21 protein-coding genes are annotated in these 24,452 nt (G+C 30.4%); 3 read left to right on the forward strand and 18 right to left on the reverse strand.

From position 1 onward, the window contains the following. Positions 1-5: 5 nt before the first annotated feature. From FHG05_RS00920 to recR, 15 genes are all read right to left on the reverse strand, one after another. Complete coding sequence (locus FHG05_RS00920; protein WP_181369124.1) at positions 6-1,145, reverse strand: CapA family protein; 1,140 nt, start codon at positions 1,143-1,145, stop codon at positions 6-8. A 62-nt stretch (positions 1,146-1,207) separates the two neighbouring features. Continuing rightward, positions 1,208-2,371 (reverse strand): glycosyltransferase, encoded by a 1,164-nt coding sequence (locus FHG05_RS00925; protein WP_140996137.1) that lies wholly within the window; start codon positions 2,369-2,371, stop codon positions 1,208-1,210. After that, on the reverse strand, positions 2,368-3,300 hold the full coding sequence (locus FHG05_RS00930) for an ATP-grasp fold amidoligase family protein (protein ID WP_140996138.1): 933 nt from the start codon (positions 3,298-3,300) through the stop codon (positions 2,368-2,370). The genes FHG05_RS00925 and FHG05_RS00930 overlap by 4 nt, the downstream gene beginning before the upstream one ends. Continuing rightward, positions 3,297-4,292: a glycosyltransferase family 2 protein gene (locus tag FHG05_RS00935; protein ID WP_140996139.1), complete on the reverse strand. Its 996-nt coding sequence runs from the start codon at positions 4,290-4,292 to the stop codon at positions 3,297-3,299. The genes FHG05_RS00930 and FHG05_RS00935 overlap by 4 nt, the downstream gene beginning before the upstream one ends. A gap of 4 nt (positions 4,293-4,296) precedes the next feature. Continuing rightward, complete coding sequence (locus tag FHG05_RS00940) at positions 4,297-5,268, reverse strand: glycosyltransferase (protein ID WP_140996140.1); 972 nt, start codon at positions 5,266-5,268, stop codon at positions 4,297-4,299. 55 nt (positions 5,269-5,323) lie between these two features. Next, the gene (locus FHG05_RS00945) at positions 5,324-5,962 is read right to left on the reverse strand and encodes an acetyltransferase (protein ID WP_140996141.1); all 639 of its coding nucleotides are present in this window, start codon (positions 5,960-5,962) and stop codon (positions 5,324-5,326) included. A 4-nt stretch (positions 5,963-5,966) separates the two neighbouring features. After that, on the reverse strand, positions 5,967-7,049 hold the full coding sequence (locus FHG05_RS00950) for a DegT/DnrJ/EryC1/StrS family aminotransferase (RefSeq protein ID WP_140996142.1): 1,083 nt from the start codon (positions 7,047-7,049) through the stop codon (positions 5,967-5,969). Beyond that, positions 7,046-8,479 (reverse strand): lipopolysaccharide biosynthesis protein, encoded by a 1,434-nt coding sequence (locus tag FHG05_RS00955; RefSeq protein WP_140996143.1) that lies wholly within the window; start codon positions 8,477-8,479, stop codon positions 7,046-7,048. Before FHG05_RS00955 ends, FHG05_RS00950 begins: the two co-directional genes overlap by 4 nt. A gap of 5 nt (positions 8,480-8,484) precedes the next feature. Beyond that, positions 8,485-9,486, reverse strand: coding sequence for an NAD-dependent epimerase/dehydratase family protein (locus FHG05_RS00960; protein ID WP_140996144.1), 1,002 nt, complete (start codon positions 9,484-9,486; stop codon positions 8,485-8,487). Between the two features lie 54 nt (positions 9,487-9,540). Next, a complete protein-coding gene (locus FHG05_RS00965; protein WP_140996145.1) occupies positions 9,541-10,818 on the reverse strand; it encodes a nucleotide sugar dehydrogenase in 1,278 nt (425 codons plus the stop codon). Positions 10,819-10,821: 3 nt separating this feature from the next. After that, positions 10,822-12,213 carry a UDP-glucose 6-dehydrogenase gene (locus FHG05_RS00970; protein WP_140996146.1) on the reverse strand — a complete coding sequence of 464 codons (1,392 nt, stop codon included), beginning with the start codon at positions 12,211-12,213 and terminating at the stop codon, positions 10,822-10,824. Next, positions 12,214-13,191: an SDR family oxidoreductase gene (locus FHG05_RS00975; protein WP_140996147.1), complete on the reverse strand. Its 978-nt coding sequence runs from the start codon at positions 13,189-13,191 to the stop codon at positions 12,214-12,216. It abuts the gene before it with no gap. A gap of 16 nt (positions 13,192-13,207) precedes the next feature. Continuing rightward, complete coding sequence (locus FHG05_RS00980) at positions 13,208-15,655, reverse strand: exopolysaccharide transport family protein (protein ID WP_140996148.1); 2,448 nt, start codon at positions 15,653-15,655, stop codon at positions 13,208-13,210. A gap of 6 nt (positions 15,656-15,661) precedes the next feature. Then, positions 15,662-16,462 (reverse strand): polysaccharide biosynthesis/export family protein, encoded by an 801-nt coding sequence (locus tag FHG05_RS00985; RefSeq protein WP_140996149.1) that lies wholly within the window; start codon positions 16,460-16,462, stop codon positions 15,662-15,664. Positions 16,463-16,530: 68 nt separating this feature from the next. After that, on the reverse strand, positions 16,531-17,151 hold the full coding sequence (recR, locus tag FHG05_RS00990) for a recombination mediator RecR (RefSeq protein ID WP_140996150.1): 621 nt from the start codon (positions 17,149-17,151) through the stop codon (positions 16,531-16,533). Between the two features lie 74 nt (positions 17,152-17,225). Here recR and FHG05_RS00995 point away from each other — a divergent pair, with 74 nt between their 5' ends. Then, complete coding sequence (locus FHG05_RS00995) at positions 17,226-18,746, forward strand: sodium:solute symporter (protein ID WP_140996151.1); 1,521 nt, start codon at positions 17,226-17,228, stop codon at positions 18,744-18,746. Here the strand turns inward: FHG05_RS00995 and FHG05_RS01000 are convergent. After that, positions 18,717-19,073, reverse strand: coding sequence for a CoA-binding protein (locus tag FHG05_RS01000; RefSeq protein WP_140996152.1), 357 nt, complete (start codon positions 19,071-19,073; stop codon positions 18,717-18,719). The genes FHG05_RS00995 and FHG05_RS01000 overlap by 30 nt on opposite strands. Positions 19,074-19,251: 178 nt before the next feature. On the opposite strand from FHG05_RS01000, the gene FHG05_RS01005 reads away from it, so the two are divergent. Together FHG05_RS01005 and FHG05_RS01010 are read left to right on the forward strand one after the other, a co-directional pair. Then, the gene (locus FHG05_RS01005; protein WP_140996153.1) at positions 19,252-19,875 is read left to right on the forward strand and encodes a MarC family NAAT transporter; all 624 of its coding nucleotides are present in this window, start codon (positions 19,252-19,254) and stop codon (positions 19,873-19,875) included. A gap of 47 nt (positions 19,876-19,922) precedes the next feature. Next, a complete protein-coding gene (locus FHG05_RS01010) occupies positions 19,923-21,356 on the forward strand; it encodes an SDR family oxidoreductase (protein ID WP_140996154.1) in 1,434 nt (477 codons plus the stop codon). Positions 21,357-21,433: 77 nt separating this feature from the next. Here FHG05_RS01010 and FHG05_RS01015 read toward each other — a convergent pair whose 3' ends face one another. Beyond that, the gene (locus FHG05_RS01015) at positions 21,434-22,138 is read right to left on the reverse strand and encodes a T9SS type A sorting domain-containing protein (protein WP_181369125.1); all 705 of its coding nucleotides are present in this window, start codon (positions 22,136-22,138) and stop codon (positions 21,434-21,436) included. Positions 22,139-22,154: 16 nt separating this feature from the next. After that, positions 22,155-24,437 (reverse strand): ligand-binding sensor domain-containing protein, encoded by a 2,283-nt coding sequence (locus FHG05_RS01020; protein ID WP_140996156.1) that lies wholly within the window; start codon positions 24,435-24,437, stop codon positions 22,155-22,157. Positions 24,438-24,452: the final 15 nt, after the last annotated feature.

The raw sequence follows: 24,452 nt of genomic DNA on the forward strand, positions 1-24,452 counted from the left end.
CTCCTTTATTTGAAATATTGATTAAACAGTGTCTGAATCACTTCATTATGCGATTCACATCTCATAATATTATGACTAGAACGCAGGTATTTTTTACCATATAAAATAGCGACCACTCTATTTTTTAAAATTCTATTAAGGTGAATCCAATAGCGATTCAATCCTAAATATTGAGGGAAATACATTTCTTGTTTTCGCTTACAAAAAGCAATCCAAGATGCCATTATAAATTGTGAATCATACACTTTACTAGATCGCTCTTCAATTTGCTTGGATAATGTTATATTTTCAGTAGCATTCATTAAACGGATTCCTCCTTGTGTTGCAGTAATTCCTTTATGGTGCACAGCAAAAGTGTTATTTTCATAAAATTCAACTTTTAACAACAAACCTTCATTCCAAGAAGAATTATTTTCTTTATAACCAAAAATACTATTTCCTTGTCCGTATATAATTTTTTTATCTTTATATTCTTCAATGGAACCAATGCAATGACTGTGTTGACACGTTACTAAATCAGCACCTTTTTCCACAAATTTTCTACATTTCTTTTGAAGCAAAGGGCTAGGATACTCATAATATTCAATACCTCCATGATAAATTACAAGCAAGAAATCAACCTTTTCTTTTAATTTTTCGATGGCATCTAAATCTTCGTAGGGATCAAAATAATTGGAACCGTATTCCGTATCATTGGCACAATTAAATTCTTGTTCCGCATAAGCAAGAATTCCAATTTTCACACCATTTACTACTTTTACAAATGGTTTTTTGGCTTCGTTTATATTTTTTCCAACACCAACTATATCAATTTGATGCTTCAAACAAGTGTCCATAGAAGATTTTACACCCTCTTCTCCACAATCTTTAATGTGATTGTTGGCTAAGCTTAATAAATGAATTCCTGCTTTCTTTAAAACACGAATATAATTGGTTTTCCCGTATAAAATAGGCCCCGATTTTTGTATTGGTTTAGGGGTATCTGTTAATACAAATTCTAAATTTGCCACAACCAAATCGGCTGAATTAAACTCCTGTATTACATCATTAAAAAGCGAACTAGCATTTTCTTCTTCGAAAAACAAAGAGGTATCTTTTGTAGGACATATATCGCCACATAGTATTATTTCAGCTTTTCGATTCATTTTATGCATGACTTTTTATTTTAGCAAATTTATCTTTTAAAATGTATTGCTTGCTTCAAAATTTAAACAATTTTACTATACAGTTCTTCAATTTTTTTTGTATTTATCTCGATATCAAACCCTTTAGACATAATTTTTTCTCCAATCTTTTCTTTAGCGATTGTTTTGTTTTTAGAAATATTATAAACAATCGCATCTGTCCATTCTGAAACAGAAAAAGAATCAAAAAAAGTTACTAAATCTAAATTCATATCTACTGTTTTAGGAAAACCTTTATATAAATAACACGGTAATCCAGCGGCTTGAGCTTCTACAGCAACTAAACCGAAACCTTCTTTTAATGCTGGTCCCACAAATACATCAAAAGAATGCATCACTACAGGAACATCTTCTCTTACATCCAAATACCTAATGCGTTCTGTTACCTTATATTCTTCCGCTTTTTGAAAAATTCTCTGTAGATAATCGGGTTGATCTGCTCTTCCTGCAAACACAAAAACAACATCTAATCCTTTTTTTTGGAGTTCATTTAAAACTTCAATAATAAATAGGACGTTTTTATGACTTACAATTCGTCCCACATTACCTAGAACCAGCGTATTTTCAGTTATATTGTAACTCTTTCTAAGCTTTTCTACAGCTTCATCAGAAACCATTTGAAAAGCTTTTGTGTCTATTGCATTATTAATAACAGCAGTTTTATTTTTTGTAAGTAGTCTTTCATAAAACAAACTTGCATTAGCTTCATTGGAGCAACCCCAATAATAATCAGCATATTTTGCAATTAACCATTTTTGAAATTGAAGTTCTAACTGACTCAAAACTCTAGATACCAGATTTCCTCTAAATTTCAAATCTGCATGTGAATGAACAATTACCGTTTTAATTCCTGCTTTTTTTGCAGCCCAAGCAATAACACCCGACTTTGCATTCATATGTATATGAACTATATCAGGTATTCCTAGCTCCTTACAAATTTTTTCAAATTCAAAAGCATATTTTTTCGGACCAACATCCCATTGTGTAGGTATATATTTGATTTGAGCTCCATTAGCTTGAATTTCTTCGTCAAAATCACCTTTTACTACACCCAATTTACGTTTGTAATTTATTAAAAAATCAAAATGAAAATTTTCTGAAATATTTCTATAGATATCCATCAACATTACTTCTGCACCACCTCGGTTCATAGCTCCAGTAACATGTAGTATTTTTATCTTTTTCATTCGCTTATTGGATTAGGTAATACTAATAAATCGCCCAGTATTTGATCGTATTCTAAGGGCTTAAAATCGGGTAATCCACTTTTTGGATAAAAAGTCATTTCTCCAAAAATGATTTTAGTTTCCACTTCATAAAAATCAATTCTTACAAAAGGAAAATCTTTTGATAAATCCTCAGCAATTTGTATCATCTTATTCAATTGAACTGGAGGATTAATTTTAATATCTGGTCTTGGCAATAGATCTTTTCCAAAAGGTTGAATGTTCCAATTTAAATCATAAAAATTTTGTGCATGATTCGCAGTATCTCTCCCTTTATTAGCTTGAATAAACTGTGCTTTACCATTGAAACAAAAAAACTTATAATCCATTAACTGGCCACTTTCATCTGTAAGAAATTTTTCAACTATTAATCTTGGCTTCATGTTTTTATAAGGCCATTCCCTTCCTGGCCAAAAAATAGTATTGGTTAACCAAAGATTCATAATTTTTTTCCAGATGAACCAATTTATTTTATTTTTATTGGTACACAATAAATTCCATCCACTTCCATGAGTGGCTTTTATAATAAATTGATTGGGTAAATCAGCTACTTTTAATTCAGAAATTGTATCATAAACTGCAATAATTTCATTCAATAAATCGCCATAACCTTTTTCTATCAAAAAGTGTCTCACTTCATATTTATCGGCACAAATTGTGGTTAAATTATTATGATAATGCAACTTCAGCCACTGCAGTTTTTCGCTAAAGGTTTTAGGTTCTTCCAGATTAGGTTTTTTGCCTGAAAAATTTTGATACAATTTCACAATAGCTTCTTCATCAGTAAATTGCTGAAGATTTTTAATTCCTTTTTGTTTCTGTTGGTAAGACCAAAGATATAATAAAAAAGGATTGCTATTTTTCAATTTAACGAGATAACTTCTAATCATACTGACTTTATTTTTCGAAATATAAATCTAGAAGTATACCATATAGAAAGTTTAATTTTCGCCCATAGGTTACCTTTCAAAGATAAATAAAAATATTTAGCTTGTTTTCGTAATGGTTTTCCTGAATGGATGTATTCATAATGTTCTACAAACAATCTATCCACTATTAATTGTTTAGCTTGTGGTTTTAAATCCTCTTTAATATTATCATACATCCCAAAGAGCAAATTCAATTGTTGTCTTAAAAATTCGTCTTTATAAGTTTCATACTCTTGATTTTCTTTTAGAAATTCTTTTACAATATCTAACACATATGCCAAATGAAATAATTTTTCATTTTTCTTAGCTGTTGTTGCATTGGGTTGTTGTCTATAAAAACTTAATTTTTCAGGTAATAGGCTAATGGTTTCCAATTTTGTAATTAAATGCCAATGCACTGGAATATCTTGTCGTGTATAACCTGGAGGAAAATAAATGCCTAATTTTTTAGCAGTTTCCGTTTTAATCATTTTCACCCAAGTAAATGAAGGGCGTTGAAGAAGGGCAATTTTATTTGCAACCTCAAATGTTTCAAGTGCTGATTTTTGTTTTTTCAAAGAATCAATTTCGTTAGTCTCAAAAAATGACACATAATCCCAAATTACCATGTCCTTATTTTCTTTCTCTAAAATGGAAATTGCTTTTTCAAAAAGGCTTTGATCATAAATATCATCTCCATCAAAAAAAACAACATATTTGCCTTTTGCTAGTGCTAAAGATTCATTTCTTGCAACAGCTAATCCTTGATTTTCATTTTTTGCAATAACTTTTATACGTTTGTCTAATGACGCATATTCATTTAAGATAGCTACTGTATTGTCTTTAGAACCATCATCTATACAAATTACTTCAAAATCTGTAAATGTTTGATTTAAAACACTGTCTATACTTTCTTTAATAAAGTCTTCTACGTTATAAGTAGCGATTGTTACAGATAACATTAAATTTTCCATATCATTAATTTAAAAGAGAATTAAAAATATTCTCCCATCTTTCAATCATTTCTGTTTTATTAAACTCTTTTTGAAAATCATTACGAATTCTTTTGCTCATACTATTTAACAAGAGTCTATCATGATATAGGATTTCAATTTTCTTTACCATTTCATCAATATCTTTTGAAACTAAAAAACCGTTTTTCCCATCTTGAATTACTTGACTTGGCCATCCAATATTTGTTGAAACACTCGGTATACTCATTAAAGATGCCTCTCCAAACATTGATGGACCTGCGTCAGCATCTGAAGCAATTAGAATAACATCTACATCTTCATAAAAATCTGGCAATGTTTCTATAGGTCCTGAAAATCGAGATTTTAATTTAATATTTGCATATTTTTGTTGAAGCAATTCTACTACTTTTACAACATGAGAATAATATCCTTTAAATTCTCTTTTAGGATTTCCTGTCCATCCTATTATAAAATCATCTTTTTCAACAATTCTTTTTTTTAAAAAAAGTTTATCATCAATGATACAATTTGCATAAAAAACTTTAGGAAAATATGCAGCATAAAAATTTTTAATTTGATTCGATCCACAAACTAGAACATCAGTTGTACTGCAGAATTCTTTTATAAATTCCTCTGGTGAACCATTAAAATTGGAATTAGATGGAGGAAAACCATCGGTATAAATTCCTGTAATTTTATATTTATAAGTCCATGAAACTTGTAAATGTTTTTCAAAATAAAAAGCTAAATTAAGAACTATATCGTAATTACAATCTTTCTTATGAAGGGTATATTTTTTTTTATCTAAAAAAGTACGTATTCTTTTGATTGGGTTTTTAGATTTTTTTTTTGTGTTATAAATTAGATAATCACAATAAATATCAAATTTATCCGCTAAATTTATTTTTATAAATTGTTGAATTTCAAAATAAGCCCAACCTGGGAAATCCGCTATTATTAGAATAGATGGCTTCATTGTTTTTTTTGATTAATTGATATTATCGTTGTTTAAGATAATTTAATATCTTCTTTTAAAGAAACAATTCTTTTTTAATTATTGCGGGAATTCCTGCAACCATAACATTGCTAGGAACATCTTTAGTTACTACAGAACCCGCAGCAACAATTGAATTTTCACCAATTGTAAGTCCTGGTAAAACGACTGCACTAGTACCTATAAAGACATTATTATGAATTCTACAATTACCTGAAATATTTACATTTGGACACAATTCTACAAACTTACCAATTGTCACATCATGTCCTATAGTTGTATTTAAATTTATTAAAACTCCATTATCTATTTTTATCGAATTAGTAAGAACACAACCCGATGTTATAATTACACCGTATCCTATTTCATTATCAAAACTTCCCACTTCTGCTTTGCTAGAAATGATAGTGTATGGCTTTCCTCCCAAACTCATAAACTTTTCATACATTTTTTTTCGTAGTGAAGGATTACCGATACCAATAATAAACGCATTAGATTTTTCTTTAAAATGCTTTTTAACTTGAGATTCATTTGTATATATATGAAATAAATCAAAAAGTTTTTCGGGTACATTTTCAGTAACATCATCATAAAAACATAAATCTAATGTTTCTCCATTTTTATGTAATATTTCTAAAACCTCTTTAGCAAATCCTTTAGCTCCAACAACTATCATTTTATTAATTATTTTGAATTCTCAACATTAAACGACAAATTAAATCTACTTCCTCATCTGTTAAATCAGGATATAATGGCAAACACAAGACTCTTTTTGAAATATCTTCTGTAATTGGCATTTCTTTAGCTTCTACGTAAGGCAAAACTTTAGATAATGAAGGATAAAAATACCTTCTTGTAAAAATTTCATTTCCATCTAAAATCTCTACAACTTTAAGAAGTAATTTTTCGGATTCAATTATTATAGGATAATAAGCATAATTATCAAATGAACCATTAAACCAAATAGGTCTCGTTGCTTTGAAACTTTTTAAATTGTTAGTATACCTTTCTACAATTCTTTTTCTGTTTTGATATATATATTCGATATATTTTAAATTAACAAGTCCCATTGCAGCATGAAATTCTGAATTTTTGCAATTAATCCCCAATTCAGAAAAAGATTCCGGTCCATTAAAACCAAAATTACGCATATAGGCAATTCTTTTTAAAAGTTCAGCAGATTTAGTTATTACTAACCCTCCCTCAATTGAATGGTATAATTTTGTTGCGTGTAAACTACAAATACTAATATCACCATATTCAAAAATAGATTTGCCCATAATGGTAACTCCAAACGCATGAGCCCCATCATAAATAACTTTTAAATTGTATTTTTTTGCAATTCGATCTATTGCAATTACATCACAAGGGTTCCCATAAACATGGGTCGCTAAAATTGCAGTTGTAGAAGGAGTTATAGCTGCTTCAATTTTATTCGCATCAATATTTAAAGAATTAATATCAATATCTACAAAAATTGGTTTACAACCTTCCCAAACAATACTGCTAGTTGTTGCTACAAAAGAAAAGGGAGTTGTAATTATTTCTCCTCTTAAATCCAATGATTTAATTGCTAATTGTAAAGCTAGAGTTCCATTAGTAACAAAAAGCAAATGTTTAACATTTAAAAAATCTTTTAATTGCATTTCTAAATTGCTAGCTAATGGTCCCATATTGGTTAACCAATTGCGTTGCCATATTCCATTTAAATACTTATTGTATTCTTCTTGAGGAGGTAAAAATGGTTTAGTAACTGGGATCATCTTCTTCTAAGTATTTTTATAATTTCAAAAAAAGCGTTTATTCTTAGTAAATATGTAGTTAACAAATAAGAACTGAGACCAATAGTTGTACCTAGTATTAGCCTTACAAAATCGGTATATTTATGAAATAAAATATCCAATTTAAAGGTACAAAATCCTATTAACATACCAATCAAAATTGTAGGTAACAAATCTTTAAATTGTTCCCAAGCCGTATAGTTTAAAAATTTCCCACTATAATGTGTATTAATAAAAAAGGCTATTACAGAAGTTATAATACTTCCATATAGTAATCCATAAATACCATATTGAAAAGAAATTATTAATACAATTGTCATGATAATTTTCTTTATTATTTCTAATTTAAAAAACAAATCACTTCTACCTTTTACTTTTAAAATTTGCAAATTATAAGAATGTATCGGATATAAAATACCAGTTAAACATAAAATTCTAAAATAAGGAACAGCTGGCAACCATTTATCTGTAAAAAGAAAACGAAAAAGAGGTTCAGCTAATGCTGACATTATAAGCAAAATTGGTACAACCAAATACAAAACCATTTCCATAATTCTCTTATATACTTGCTTAAGTTTGATGTTATCATTCTGTATTGTTGAAAATAAAGGATAGGATACTTTCGTAATAATAGTACTAATATTACCTACAGGAAGCATCTGTAATGTGTCGGCTCTATTAAAATACCCAACTTGTGCTGGTGCAAAAAATTTACCAATAATTATAGTATAACTACTGCTATAAAGTATATCTAAAACACTTGAAAAAAGTAAATTTGTTCCAAATTTAAAATGCTTTTTAAACTTATTTTTTTTAAAACACCATAAAGGTTTCCATTTTGCCCAATACCAAAGTTGAATGGAACTAATAATTGATTGACATATGGCCATATAAACAAGACTCCAAACACCATAATTCAAATTCGCCAAACAAATTCCTAAAGTTCCACTTACTATTAAAGAAGGCACACTTACTTTCATTTGCGTCTTAAAATCCATAAGTTTAGTAAGCCTAGTAGTTTGAATAGTTGAAAATGCATTAATAATAAAGGTTAATCCATATACTCTTATAATTGTTATTAATAAATCTTGTTCATAAAATTTAGCTATATAGGGAGCAGCTATAAAAAACAAACTATAAATCATAAAGCTACCTAGTAAATTAAAATAAAAAACAGTAGTATAATCTTCTTCATCTATTTCTTCAGAACGAATTAAAGAACTGGATAAACCACTATTAATTAACGCATTACCTATACCTATAAAAACGCTTAACATTGCTATAAGTCCAAAGTCTTTTGGCATTAATAAACGTGCTAATACAATATTAACAGAAAATGAAATAATTTGATTAGAAGAAAGCTGTAAAAACGACCAAACGATTCCTTTTAAAGCAATATTTTTTAACGACATTTAATTTATTTTGAATAATAACTTTTATACCATTTTATAAATTTCTCCACCCCTTTTTTAATATTGGTTTGAGGAACATAATCATAATCGGATTTAAAATTTTCTATATCTGCATAGGTCCGCATCACGTCTCCAGCCTGCATGGGTAAAAAATCTTTTATAGCTTCTTTTCCTATTTCTTTTTCAATTGCTTCAACAAAATCCAATAATTTCTCGGGTTTACTATTCCCTATATTATAAATAAGATATTTTTCGGGTCTGATTTTTTCAATTGTTGCAACAACTCCAGAAATGATATCGTCGATATAGGTAAAATCTCTGTATAAATCTCCATGATTAAAAACTTTTACAGGCTTATTATTTAGAATAGCTTCCGTAAATAAAAACATAGCCATATCTGGTCTTCCCCAAGGACCATATACGGTAAAAAAACGCAACCCTATAGTTTGTATATCAAATAAATGACTATACGTATGAGCCATCAACTCATTCGCTTTTTTGGTTGCTGCATATAGACTTATTGGATTATCCACACTATCATTTGTAGAAAATGGAATTGTATCAGAATTACCATATACACTAGAGCTACTAGCATACACCATTTTTTTAACATGATTGTGTCTCATACATTCTAATAAATTGACAAACCCAACCACATTACTCTCTACATACACCATGGGTTCCTCAAGACTGTATCTAACACCCGCTTGAGCGGCTAAGTTACAGACTACATCAAATTTATATTGTTTAAATAATAGTGGTAATTGAACTTGATCTTCGAGACTTAGTTTTGTGAAATGAAAACTATTTGGATGTAAATGGCTTATAGATATTTTGTGTTCGTATATATCGGTAATACCCAGCTGCTTTAAACGAGCCAATTTGAGAGTTATATCATAGTAACCGTTTATATTATCAATTCCCACAACTTCATGACCTAAAGCCACTAACTTTTCGCAAAGATGGTATCCAATAAATCCTGCAGCTCCTGTAACTAATATTTTCATTTTTTTTTAGTTTACATTTTTTAAAGCAAAAAACTTAAAAAAAATTATAACTTCTTATAACTTACCATCTACCTTATCGCCAAGAATACCTTTAACATCGTAAACAACTCCATTGTCGTTTAAATGGGCTTTTAAATCAATTGTTAAAAATTCTTTATGAGAGACTCCTAAAACAATTGCATCATATTTTTCATAAGATAATTTAGTTCTACTTTCTATTTTATATTCGTGCTCTACTTCTTTAGGGTTAGCCCAAGGATCATAAGTAGTAACAGTAATACCATATTCTTGCAAAGCAGTAATTACATCTACTATCTTGGTATTCCTTACATCTGGACAATTTTCCTTAAAGGTAATACCCAACATTAAAACCGAAGCCTTATTAACACTTATTCCTTTCTTAATCATCAACTTCACAATTTGAGAAGCAACATATTCACCCATAGAATCATTTAATCTTCTACCAGCTAAAATAATCTCAGGATGATATCCTTTTTCTTGTGCTTTTTGGGCAAGATAATATGGATCCACACCTATGCAATGCCCACCTACCAAGCCTGGTTTAAAAGGTAAAAAATTCCATTTAGTACCAGCTGCTTCTAGTACAGCATGGGTATCAATTTCAAGTAAATTGAAGATTTTAGCCAATTCATTTACAAAAGCAATATTGATATCTCTTTGTGAGTTTTCAATTACTTTAGCAGCTTCTGCTACTTTAATAGTAGGAGCTAAATGTGTTCCTGCTAGGATAACACTTTTATATAAATTGTCTACTTTCTTCCCTATATCAGGAGTTGAACCAGAGGTGATTTTTAAAATTTTTTCAACCGTATGCTCTTTATCTCCAGGATTAATTCTTTCAGGAGAATATCCTGCAAAAAAATCTTTGTTAAATGTAAGCCCAGAGACACGCTCTAACACAGGAACGCATTCTTCTTCAGTAACTCCGGGATAAACAGTTGATTCATAAATTACTATGTCTCCTTTTTTTAACACTTTCCCTACAGTTTCACTTGCTTTATACAAAGGAGTTAAATCTGGTCTATTGTGTTTATCTACTGGTGTAGGTACTGTGACTATAAAGTAATTACATCCTTTTATATCTTCTAACTTGTTAGAACAAAAAAGACCAATTTCATTATTATTATTTGGCAATAGTACTTTTTTCAAGACATCATTTTCAACTTCTAAAGTAGAGTCGATTCCTTTATTTAGTTCTAGTATTCTATTCTCATTAATATCAAAACCAACAACTGAAAACTGAGTTGCAAACAGTCTAGCTAATGGCAAACCGACATATCCTAAACCTATAATAGCGATTTTATCTTCCATAATTTATGATCCAATAGATTGATAAACAAAACCAATATTTTCCAATTGTTCTTTATTCAATAAATTTCTTCCATCAAATATGAATGCAGGTTTCAGCATACTATCATATATTTTTTGCCAATCGTAATCCTTAAATTCATCCCATTCTGTTAAAATTGCAATTGCATGAGAATTTTCAACAGCTACATATGGATTGGATGCTACATGAATGTATTTTTTGTTTTCCATTTCAGTTCTCGATTCTAAATAATTTAAATCTGAAAGTATTTGTGTTTCTTGAACTTGAGGATCATAAACTGCAACTAAAGCTTGTTCGCTTATCAAATCATCAGCTACATATATGGCTGCTGATTCACGAGTATCATTAGTATCTTTTTTAAAAGCCCAACCTAAAAAAGCTATTTTTTTACCAGAAACTGTATTATAAAGAGTGCTGATAATATTTTTTGAAAAACGTCTCTTTTGGTGATCATTCATTATAATAACTTGTTCCCAATAATCTGCTACTTCATTTAAGCCGTAGGACTTAGCAATATATACTAAATTTAAAATATCTTTTTGAAAACAAGAACCTCCAAAACCTACTGAAGCTTTTAAAAATTTTGATCCAATACGACTATCCATACCAATTGCTTTTGCAACTTCACTAACATCTGCACCTGTTTTTTCACATAACTCACTCATGGCATTTATAGATGAAACACGTTGCGCTAAAAATGCATTTGCTGTTAATTTTGATAGTTCAGAAGACCAAACATTTGTAGTTAGAATTTTATCTCGGGACACCCAATTTGCATAAACTGCAACCAAACTTTCTATTGCTTTTTGACCTTCAGAAGAAGTGTCTCCCCCTATTAAAACCCTATCTGGAGAAAATAAATCTTCAATAGCAGTACCTTCTGCTAAGAATTCAGGATTGGATAAAATTTGAAAATTAACACTGTTTCCAGTATGATCTAAAATATCTTTAATTGCTTGAGCTGTTCGCACAGGCAAAGTTGATTTTTCAACTACAATCTTATCGTTTTTAGCTACTCTTGCAATTTGTCTAGCACAGAGCTCAATATATTTTAAATCTGCTGCCATTCCTTTTCCAACACCATATGTTTTAGTAGGCGTATTCACTGAAATAAAAATCATTTCTGCTTCATCTATTGCCTGATCAACGTCTGTTGAAAAAAATAAATTTCGCCCTCTAGCTTCTTCCACCACTTTATCTAATCCAGGCTCGTATACTGGTAATTTACTAAGGTCTGAATCATTCCATGCGTTGATTCTATCTTGATTTAAATCTACTACAGTTACTTTTATATGAGGACACTTTTGAGCAATTACTGCCATGGTAGGTCCTCCTACATACCCTGCTCCAATACAACAAATATTTTTAATCATAATTTATTTTAAATTTTCCCAATACCAATTTACAGATTCTCTTAATCCCTCTTTTAATTGATATTTAGGTTGATAACCTAAAAGTCTTTTTGCTTTTTCAATACTTGCAAGCGAATGTGGAATATCTCCCACTCTATTTGCTCCATGCAAAACGCTTACATTTTTAATCTCTTGATTGTATTCCGATAAATATTCTTTTAAATAGTACACCAATTCATTTAGTGTGGTTCGATCACCACAGGCTGTATTATAAACTGTATTCACTGCTGTTTTATCTTCAACCAACATTGCTAATTCATTCATTTGAATTACATTATCAATGTAAGTAAAGTCTCTAGAGTAATTTCCATCTCCATTAATAACAGGACTTTCTAAATTTATTAATTGTTTTACAAATTTAGGAATTACTGCAGCATATGCTCCATTTGGATCTTGATTTCTTCCAAAAACATTAAAATAACGTAACCCTATGGTTTCAATTCCATACGTTTTTGAAAACACATCCGCGTATAACTCATTTACATATTTAGTAATTGCATAAGGAGATAGAGGTCTTCCTATAACTTCCTCCACTTTTGGCAAGGATTCAGAATCACCATATGTTGAAGAACTAGCTGAGTAAATAAATCGTTTTACTTTAGCTTCTTTAGAAGCCAATAACATGTTTAAAAAACCAGTAACATTTACATCATTAGAGGTAATTGGATCAGCAATTGACCTTGGAACACTTCCTAATGCCGCTTGATGTAAAACATAGTCAACTCCAGTTGTTACCTTTTTACAATCTTCTAAGTTCCGTATATCGCCTTCAATCAGAGTAAAGTTAGGATTTGATAGAAAAGGCTCAATATTATGTTTGTGACCAGTGGCAAAATTATCCAAACAAATTACAGTATTATCTTTATTTAGAAAATAACCACATAAATTTGAACCAATAAATCCAGCACCTCCTGTAATTAATATTTTTTTATTACGTATCAAATTATTCTTGCTTTATTTATTTTTTATTTCTTTTAAGCATTTTTCGCCATCCTTTTGGTTCTTGCGATTCATCATGATATCCTTCTCCATACACTCCATAACCGTAACCATAGCCATAACCATAGCCATATTTTGCTTTATTTTGAAAACCATTAAACAAAATACTTATGTTTTGTAGTTCACCTCGTCTATGTTTTTCATTTACAACAGATAACATTCCTTTTTTGGTAAATCCTTGTCTGGTAACATACAAAGTAGCATCACAAAAATGGGCTAATTCCAAAGCATCAGAAACCAATCCAACTGGAGGAGTATCCAAAATTATATAATCATATTTTTGCTTAAGCTCTTCTATTAATTCTCTCATACTTTCACTCATCAACAATTCTGCTGGATTAGGAGGTATTGGACCTGAAGAAATTACATCTAAATAAGGTACATGCGTTTTTTGAATTACATCTTCTAATTTCTTTTGACCAATTAAGTAATTTACTACTCCAAAAATATTATCAATATTAAAATCACCAAAAATTCTTGGTTTTCTTAAATCGAGACCCACAATAACTGTTTTCTTTTCGCTAAGAGCAAAAACTGTGGCTAAATTAATCGAACAAAACGTTTTCCCTTCACCACTTACCGAAGAGGTCAGCATTAATATTTTAGCACCGTCTTTGTTTTGCTTCTTATATAAAAATTGTAAAGAAGAACGAATTGCTCTAAATGATTCCGCTAAAGGCGATTTTGGCTTTTCAAACACAGACAAATTGGTATCCGTATTTTTCTTTCCTATTACACCTATTACAGGAATTTTAGTTAGTTTTTGAATATCTTCGATTAGATTAATGTTATTGTCTAGTAAGACAATAACAAAAATAATCAACAATGGAATTAGCAATCCCAATATAGTAGCTAAAATATAGTTGATACTCGTTTTTGGTCCTCTTAAACCTCCTCCTACATCTTTTGCTGGATCGATAAAATCGATATCTGAAATATTTGCAGCTTTAACTATTTCTGCTTCACTTCTTTTTTGTAAAAAAGTGCTATAAATATTATCTTTTAAATTGTATTTTCTAGAGATTTTCAAATGCTCTTGTTGTTGTTCTGGTAAAACACTTACTTCAGACTCAGCTTGAGAGATATTTCGATTTACAATATTCAAATCAATCATTAAAGCACTTTTAGAACTTGAAATATTTTCTAGAAGCACTTTCTTTATAGCGTCCATTTCTACATCAAACTCAGTAAACATCTTACCACTTTTAACCGCATAATTTAATTCGGCTCTTTGTTTAGATAACTCTATTAATCTAGAAACATTATTTACGATATTAGGATCTTCAATACTCGCTACTGTTGGCGCTGGTAAATTAGAAAAATCAACACTTTTGTCTAAATAGGTTTTTAAATTGTCTAAATATCTAATTTTTCTGACAGTCTCGTCTTTTTGAATATCATATTCTGAGATTCTTTGGGTTAATAATTCTCCACCACCTTCTAATTCAAAAACGTTTTTCCCTTTTCTAAAATTTTTCAATTCATTTTCAGCCTCTTTAATTTGACCTTCCATCACCAAAAGAGTACTATCTATAAAATTAATGGTATTGGTAGCAAAAAGGTTTTTGCTATGCAACTCATTCTTTCTCAGTAATTCTACGGTCGTATTTAAATATTCAACCAATCTGTTTTTATTAGAACCAACTAATTGCAAACTAATAACTGATTGTGCTTTATTATCTGCTGCAACATCTATATTTTTATATTTGGCAACTGTAGAATTAAAGTCTTCGAATCTTAAATAATACTCTTGATTCACATATTGATTGGCATCTGAATGAAGATGTAGTTTAAAATGAGCAAAAGGTAAGTTTACTTCTTCGTCTATTTTAAATTTTTTACTAGAATAAGTTTCATCCAAATTTACTTGACTTCTCGAATTATCTACATAATGAATGAGTGTTCGGGAAGGAAATTCATTAAAATCAACACTTAATTCGTATTCACTCGCATTGATAAATTTTATTTTTATCGGAACAAATGCTAATTGTCCTTTGTTTTTATCAATTTTAACATAAAATGGCACATTCCCGTAGGCATCTTCGTAAAAGTATTTCCCTTTCGTTTGATATTGAATGTAATATTCTAATTTATCTACAACTAATTCATTATGTGATCTAGAACGAAGTGTTGTTATAACGGTTTGGACTTTATCAGAAACACCTCCCCAATTAAAAACCAAGCTAGTATTTGAAGTAAAAAATGGATTATTTTCATCTTTAACAACAATTAAAGACTCCATCCCATATAGTTTTTCTTTTCTTATATTAACATTATAAGCAACTACAAATGAGATTAATAATGATAAAACAAACCATTTCCAATAACTAATTACTTTTATAAAAAAACCTTTAAAATCGAAATTAGATTGAGATTCAAAAAAAGTAAAATCTTTTGCGTCTAGCATCTTGTATTACAAATTTCTGGTTAATAAAATTGTGGTTGTAACCAACGACAATGCGGTGATAATAGTACTAATTGTTTGTACACCTGTTGTACCTGTTCCCCAAGATTTTTGTTTTAATGGTTTAATATAAATATAATCATTTGGCTGTAAGTAAAAATAAGGAGAATCTATCGCAGTGTCTTTTGTTAAATCTACGGTATACGTTTCATATCCATGAGGATATTTACGAATAATTTGTACTTTTCTGCGGTCACCAGTCATCGTAATATCACCAGAATTAGCAATAGCTTCCATTATTGTGACTCTATCTTGATACAGTACATTCGTTCCAGGATTTGTAATTTCACCATTTATAGTATATCGTAAACCCGCTAACTTTACTGTAACATACAATCTTGCTTCCGAATTAAAATATTCGTCTAATAATTTCTTTTCAATAGTTGTTCTAATCTCATCTAAGGTATATCCTAAAACATTAAGATTCCCTAAGACAGGAATTCTAATATTTCCATGATCATCTACACTGTATCCCGTAAAATATAAATTTTGAGGCGTATTTTGATTTTGACTTTGATTTTGAACGGTAGAAGTGTTAAACATTTCAACTAACTTTTGATCCAAAGCCTTAATATTTATGGTTAAGATGTCATTGGTTTGTACCCTGTAAGGCTTAGCCACAACTTCTTTCACTTCATTATCATTCGTTTTTTTATCTGTTTTTTGCAGATATACTAAATCCTTATTCGGAATACATGAGGTAAAAAATAACGCAAAAGCGAATATATATATACAATTTTTAATTTTCATTTTCTCACTTTAAATAGCAAATATAGTTTTTAGGAATTAATCTATAACGATACGTACTTAAAATTATATTAAACTTGTTTAATGGATTGTTCAAATGGAATGCGGTGCATTAAGCTTCTACCTAAAGTTACTTCATCCGTATATTCTAATTCATCTCCTATTCCAATACCTCTAGCGATGGTAGATGTTGTTATTCCAAATTCCTTTAATTGTTTATAAATATAAAAATTAGTGGTATCACCTTCCATAGTGGAGCTTAAAGCAAAAATAATCTCATTGACCCCTCCCAAACGCACTTTCTCTATTAACGGTTTTATATTCAATTGCGAAGGTCCAATTCCTTCAATAGGATTAATTTTCCCTCCCAAAACATGATATACTCCTTTAAAAAAACCTGTAGCTTCTATAGCCATAACATCTCTAACGTCTTCCACAACACAAACTGTAGCTGTATCTCTTTTAGGGTTAGCACAAATTAAACAAATGGAAGTGTCAGAAATATTATAGCAAGATTGACAATATTTAACTTCATTTCTCATTTTATCCAATGCTGAAGTCAACTGATTGGTTTGCTCGACAGGTTGTCTCAAAAGATGCAAAGCCAAACGCAAAGCAGTCCTTTTACCAATACCCGGCAATTGAGCAATTTCATTTACTGCGTTTTCTAATAATTTTGAAGGCAATTCCATAACGGCAAAAATACAAAACTTAGTCTTTACAATAATTTATTTATTCTATTATCTTTGTTTCACAAATTAAGATTATGAAACCGATTACAATTATCACAATAATTCTCTCTTATTTTTTAGTATTAGTTGCTTTTTCTTTTTGGGTTGGACGAAAAGAGGAAAAAACGAACGATTCCTTTTTTAAAGGTAACAAACAATCGCCTTGGTATTTGGTAGCATTTGGGATGATTGGTGCCTCGCTTTCTGGAGTAACTTTTATATCCGTTCCAGGTTGGATTGAAAGTTCTCAATTCAGTTATATGCAAGTGGTACTTGGTTATATCGTAGGTTATTTTGTAATTGCAACGGTATTACTTCCTTTGTATTACAAATTAAATCTGACTTCAATTTACACCTATTTAGAAGGTCGTTTTGGAAATCATTCCTATAAAACAGGAGCTTCCTTATTTTTAGTATCCCGAGTGGTAGGCGCCAGTTTTAGATTGTTTTTAGTGGCCAATGTTCTACAAATTATATTATTTGATGAATTGGGAATTGCATTTTGGCAAACTGTAACAATTACCGTTCTTCTCATATGGTTATACACCTTTCAATCGGGAATTAAAACCATAGTCTGGACAGATACTTTACAAACCCTATTCATGCTTATTGCATTAGGAGTGACTATCTATTTTGTAAGTGATTCCTTAGGATTAGATGCTACAACAATCACTAGTTTTATTTCAGAAAGTAGTTTATCAAAAACCTTCTTTTTTGAAGATGTTTTATCCAAAAATTATTTTTGGAAACAATTTATTTCTGGAGCTTTTATCGCTATTGTTATGACAGGTTTGGATCAAGATATGATGCAGAAAAACTTAACCTGTAGATCATTAAAGGATGCTCAAAAAAACATGTTTTGGTTTACCATTGTACTTACAATAGTCAACTTAATCTTTTTATGCTTAGGGCTTTTATTAACTGTTTATGCTCAAAAAAATGGAATTGATGCACACAAAGACGACTTATTTCCTGTTTTAGCCAAAAATTATTTAGGTTCTGATATTTTTATTTTCTTCATCTTAGGATTAATTGCAGCTGCATATAGTAGTGCGGATAGTGCTTTAACCTCATTAACTACTTCGTTTAGTATAGACATCTTAAACATTGAAAAAAAATACAATACTGCTGAGCAAGTTAAAATTAGAAAAAGAATACATGTTCTGATATCACTCCTTTTAATTTTTGTAATCATCGCATTCAAATACCTAATCAAAGATGCAAGTGTTATTTCAAAGTTATTCACTTTTGCTGGTTATACTTATGGTCCTTTGTTAGGTTTATATGCATTTGGCCTTTTTACCAAAATGAAAGTACACGACAAATGGGTGCCGATAATCGCAATTACATCTCCAATATTAACCTATATCATAAGTATTGGAGGTGCAATATACAGTTACCTAACCATCGATTTCGCAACTTGTGAAACCACAAAATGGGATTGTGCAGTTGCATTCGCATCCAATCATTATTACCAATTTGGATTCGAATTATTATTAATCAATGGTGTATTAACCTTTTTAGGCTTAATACTGATTCGTAGCAAGCAAAACTAAAGTACAAGCCACTTCATACAGAATATTATTTTCGTCTAAAAGTGTATAAAATTCTGGATTTTCTGTTCCTGGATTAAAAATAACACGTCTTGGATGTAGTGAAATGATATAATCATAATATTCTCTTTGTACGGTAGGATTAATATATAAAGTAACAGTATCCACTCCTTTAAAAGGAATTTTTTCAGTTTCAATGGTAATATCCAATGCCATTCCTTTTTTGGCACCAATAGCAACCACCTGATGACTTTTCCCTACAAGATTATGAATGGCTTTATATGCGTAACGTTCTTTATTTGTGGTAGCCCCAATGACTAAGGTTTTCATTTGTATTTGTTTATAGTTTGTATTAAATCGAATTGCAATTGTACAATAGTACTTTTTTAGCTTATTTTTAAAGTAATATTTTAGATAAAATTAGTAAAATAAAATATTAATTTTAACTTTGAGATAACTTTATTTTAAAACGTTGTTTTAAAAACAACTGTTTCTTTGCAAAAAAACTATGGAACTATTTATTTATGTCTTTGCTGCTTTATTTTCTGTTTTAAATCCATTAGGTGCAGTACCTGTTTTTGTAGGTTTAACTCAAGACGACAGCAAACAAGAACGCTCTAGAATTTCATTATGGGCTGCAATTAATGTAGCTATCATATTAATCATTTCGTATTTTATAGGAAAATACATGCTTCAATTTTTTGGCATTAGTATTAATGCTTTACGAATTGCGGGTGGTTTACTAATTGTAAACTCGGGCTTTAGTTTGCTTTCGGGAAATGTTAGTAAAAGAAGAGGTGTTAATAAAAAAGTAACGAACGATGCCATGCAAAGAAACGACATTGCTTTAACTCCTTTAGCGATGCCTATGTTAGCAGGACCAGGCTCTATGTCTTTATTAATTGCTATGTATCAAGAACAACCAGAACTACTTCAAAAAATAACAACCTGTGCCGCTATTTTATGTGTTTCAGTTACCATTTTTTTAATTTTAAGAAGCGCTCATTATTTATCCAGAATATTAGGTGCATCGGGTTTAGTTGCTATTTCTAGAATTATTGGTTTTATCGTAATTGCCATTGGAATTCAATATATCAGTAGTTCTATTGTAAACATCTTCCAATCTATTTAACGAATGTTTAATGGTTTTTCTTAGTAACTTTAAAGAAAAATCTTTTTATGAGAATTCTACTTACGGGTGCCAATGGTTATGTAGGAAGACGGTTGTTACCCGAACTTCTAGCCAATGGTCATGAAGTAATTTGTTGTGTAAGAGACAAGAATCGTTTAGGAATCGATGAAGAAACCCTTAAACTTATTCATATTTGGGAAGTTGATTTTCTATTGGAACCTAATTTAGACAATCTTCCTCAAAATATAGATGTTGCTTATTATCTCATTCATTCCATGACGTCTTCAACCACTGCTTTTGATGAAATGGAATCCAAAACAGCTGAAAACTTCAACACCTATATGCTGCACATGAGACCACATCAGGTTATTTACCTAAGTGGCATTGTAAACGACAAGCACTTATCCAAACACTTGCAATCACGAAAAAATGTGGAAGACATTTTATATCAAGGGGATTACAAATTAACAGTTTTAAGAGCGGGAATCATTGTTGGTTCAGGAAGTTCTTCGTTTGAGATTATTCGCGATTTATGTGAAAAACTTCCTTTTATGATTACACCTAAGTGGGTTTTAACGAAAACCCAACCTATTGCCATTCGCAACGTTATTCAATATTTAATTGGAGTGTTATTTCATGACGAATGTTATAATAAATCCTTTGATATTGCAGGACCAGATGTATTATCTTATAAACAAATGCTTCAGTTGTATGCCAAAACTAGAGGCTTTAAAAACTGGATTGTTACTGTTCCTGTAATGACGCCAAAATTGTCTTCCTATTGGTTGTATTTTGTAACCTCAACTTCTTATAAATTAGCCATGAATTTAGTAGACAGTATGAAAATTGAAGTTATTGCAAAAGCCAATAACTTACAAGAATTATTAAATATACATTCGATTAGCTATGTTGAAGCTATTGAATTGGCTTTTTTAAAAATTGAACAAAACTTAGTTATTTCTAGCTGGAAAGACAGTTTAGTCAGCGGTCGCTTTCGAAAAAACTTAACCGAATTCATTCAAATACCGAAATACGGTTGTTTAACAGATCATCAAACTATTCCTGTAAAGAATCTTGAAAAAACTTTGGATAATATTTGGTCTATTGGCGGTTCAAAAGGTTGGTACTACGGCAACTGGATGTGGAAAATAAGAGGTTTTTTGGATAAACTAGTTGGTGGTGTGGGTTTACGAAGAGGTCGTACACATCCTACACATATAGATAATGGAGACGTTTTGGACTTTTGGAGAGTACTATTGGCGGACCGAGAAAAAAAGAGACTATTGCTATTTGCTGAAATGCGTTTACCTGGAGAAGCTTGGTTAGAATTTCGCATTGACGAAGAAAACATCTTACATCAAATTGCAACCTTCAGGCCTAAAGGTTGGTTAGGCAGGTTGTATTGGTACACCTTAATTCCTTTCCACTTTTTTATTTTTGGAGGTATGATACGTAATATAGCCAAAACTTCAGAAAAATGATACATTTAAAAGTGAAACATAAAAATTGAGGCTGTCCTCTTCAACAGACAGCCTCTTTTAATTTTGGATTAAAAAAATTAATCTTTTAAAAGTTTACTTACCTGTAAAATACGGTTACTATTATCATAAAGTTTTAAAAGATAAACCCCTTGTTTTAAACTTTCTAATGAAACTTCTTGTTCTTTACCAACTTTCTCTAATGGAAAGGTTAATACTTTCTTACCATCTATACTATAAATCTCGATTTTGTGAGCATTATTATCCTCATTATATGTAAAGTAAAGATTCTTTTTTACTGGATTAGGAAAAAAATGATAGTTGCTAGCGAGTACATTCTCCTCTAAAGATAAGGTACTCATATTTTTAAATTCATAATAATTAGTTAAGGGAAATTCCTGAATTGTAGGTGTATCAATAAAAAAACTTGAAAATGATATCAGTAATTTTTCATTGGTCAATTCTAAGATTTCATATGTTCTCCCATTAATAATAAGAGCGTTATTCGAACCAAAAGACCAGGTACTCTCAGTAATTTCACTAGGAGTAACATTAAAATAGGCTTGGTAATTATTATTTTCATTAAATCTATACACTAAACCTGTGTAATCTGGATAGGTAATTTCTGTATTATCAATTGAATAATGAACAATCCTATCATCAGGAGATTGAGTAAGAATAGAATAATACTGTTGTATTTCCCAATTTTTATTAATCAATAATTCTGTTTGTGCTTGTACAAAAGAGATTGCTATAAGATTTAAAATAATTATATATTTTTTCATAATTTTTATTTTATAGTTAGTTTTGACCATTAATAAATTTTTTCAAAGCAATATCTGCATTTTTGAAAATAATACATCCTTCAATAAGATTGAGTCTTCTTGACAAGTCTGCTAATTTATTTCCTGAGAAATTACCTTGACAAAAATGATAACCAGTACCTGAAGTCACCACATAAATCTTATTATCAACTTCTACCACACTTCTAGCAACCATACCCGGGTCAAGTGCATGCCCTTGTTTGGTAAAGTTAATAATGGTATACGTTTTATCATAAACAAACATTGTGATAGGGTCATAATATACATCCTCTACTGGATATGCGCAAGAAGGAAAAGATAAAAGTTTAAAAACTCTTCTACCACCTATAAAGCTTGGAGAATTATAAAGCCTATAGGTTTTATCATTTTTACATTCTATTTTATCAGCTGTTTCTTCAGGCTCTTTATTAAAGTTATTCTGTATTTCATTCAACTCATCTTTATCATGAACCAATGATTCAGAAGAAGGTATTTGAGTTAAATCAGGAATCCAATTACTATTACTATTGTTAAATTTATCTTGAACACTTTGAGAAGAAGTTGCAAAAATATCAGATGCGTTTTCAATATGTTCAGTTTTAGTATTAACAGTATTATTAATATCTATAAAATCTTGTTCACTTAAATCAAGTAAAAAACCATTAGGCATTGCATCTTGACTCATCACAAGAGGAGACGCAATCTGAAATTTTGAATACTCTTGCATCGTTCTGTAAACATGCTCTTGAGTACATGGAATACAAACATTATTTGCATCGTAAACTCTAGTTTTATCACAAATTTCTGTAATAATGGTATATTCATGATAAGAAGGATCACCTCCTGGAATATTACTTCTAGTTTCCATTTCATCTAAAACTCTTCTAGCATTTGTATTTTGACTAGTCCTTCTTGCAACAACATCGGTAGCATACTCATCATCTGTTGGAACAGAACCAATATTTGCCTTTATAATTCCATTATCGGTTGCAATCCATTGATTTAATTTATAATCCAATTCTTCTTCAGAATCATCTACAATAGTTTCAGAAGTTCCAGCTAAAATATTATTAGATAGTAAACCATGTCTTTCTTGATTGTATAATGTGTATGATTTCTCTTCAGTTACAGAACCTCTACCATCATATACTATTAACCCTTTGTCGGTTCCAAAAAAAACATTCCCATATTGATTACTCCAAATTGCCCTTGTATTAAAACGTGCTCCAGCAGGTATAATATTTGAAAAATTAGTACTATTCAAATTTGTCCACACACCATCTTTTAAAACAGAAAAACCATTTCCAACTAATGGTGTGGTTGTCCAAACTCCTTTTTCTGTTGCATAAACCCCATTAAATATGCCTCCTGATGTTGAAAAACCAGCTTGCTGAGTTGTTACTTCTGAAACAAATTGCGGTACAGCTGAGTTAGTATATTTTATTAATCTTGGTTTCAAATAGGTAGTAGGTACTACATTCCCCGATGAATTAAAAACCCCATTCGAATCATTATATCCATATACACTGATGTAAATAAACTCACTATCAACAAAAATTGCGTTTACAGTTCTGCTATCGGGACTAACACTAACAGGTGGGTTATAAGTATAAGCTGGATAAGGTAATCCTTCTAACATAATACCTGTTGTAGCTCTATTCTGCCAATCGTTCCAAGTACTATAGTTCTCAAAGGGACCACTAGCATCAGCTATTCTCGAACTAATAGAACCCGGAGTAACAATATAATCAGGAGAACTTGTTACATCATGATAGCGATGTGCTGTCCAAACTTTATTATTTGGATCAACTACTATTTGTTGTACTCTTCTAGTTGGAATACCATCACCTTCTGTATAAACCGTAAAACCTCTAGCATTGATTCCTGGACCAAAATGTTGCACGGCTAAAGTAGTTACATTCACTTTTTCAATTCCTCCTACTCCTCCAGTTGTGTTAATACCTTCATGAGCAATCCAAATATTACCCGACTGATCTTTTGCCATAGAAGTGATTCTTGTACTCCCAATTACAGGATTTGTTCCCAATGATTGTGCAGAAAAAGTTGGTGCTTGCTGCGTCTGATCCATAAAGAAAAGACCTTGACTCGTCGTTCCAGCCCATACATTATTATTACCATCTGTAGTAATAGATGTAAAAACTTGACCTGTTTGAAAAGTTTCAAATATGGGCTGATTATTCACCGTCTGGGAATAAACCAAATGCGCCATAAATAAACCTACATACATTGCAAGCTTACCTAAATTGTAATTTGTTTTCATTTTGTTTGTTGTTTG

Source organism: Flavobacterium profundi (assembly GCF_006491645.1).
GTDB classification, from domain to species: domain Bacteria; phylum Bacteroidota; class Bacteroidia; order Flavobacteriales; family Flavobacteriaceae; genus Flavobacterium; species Flavobacterium profundi.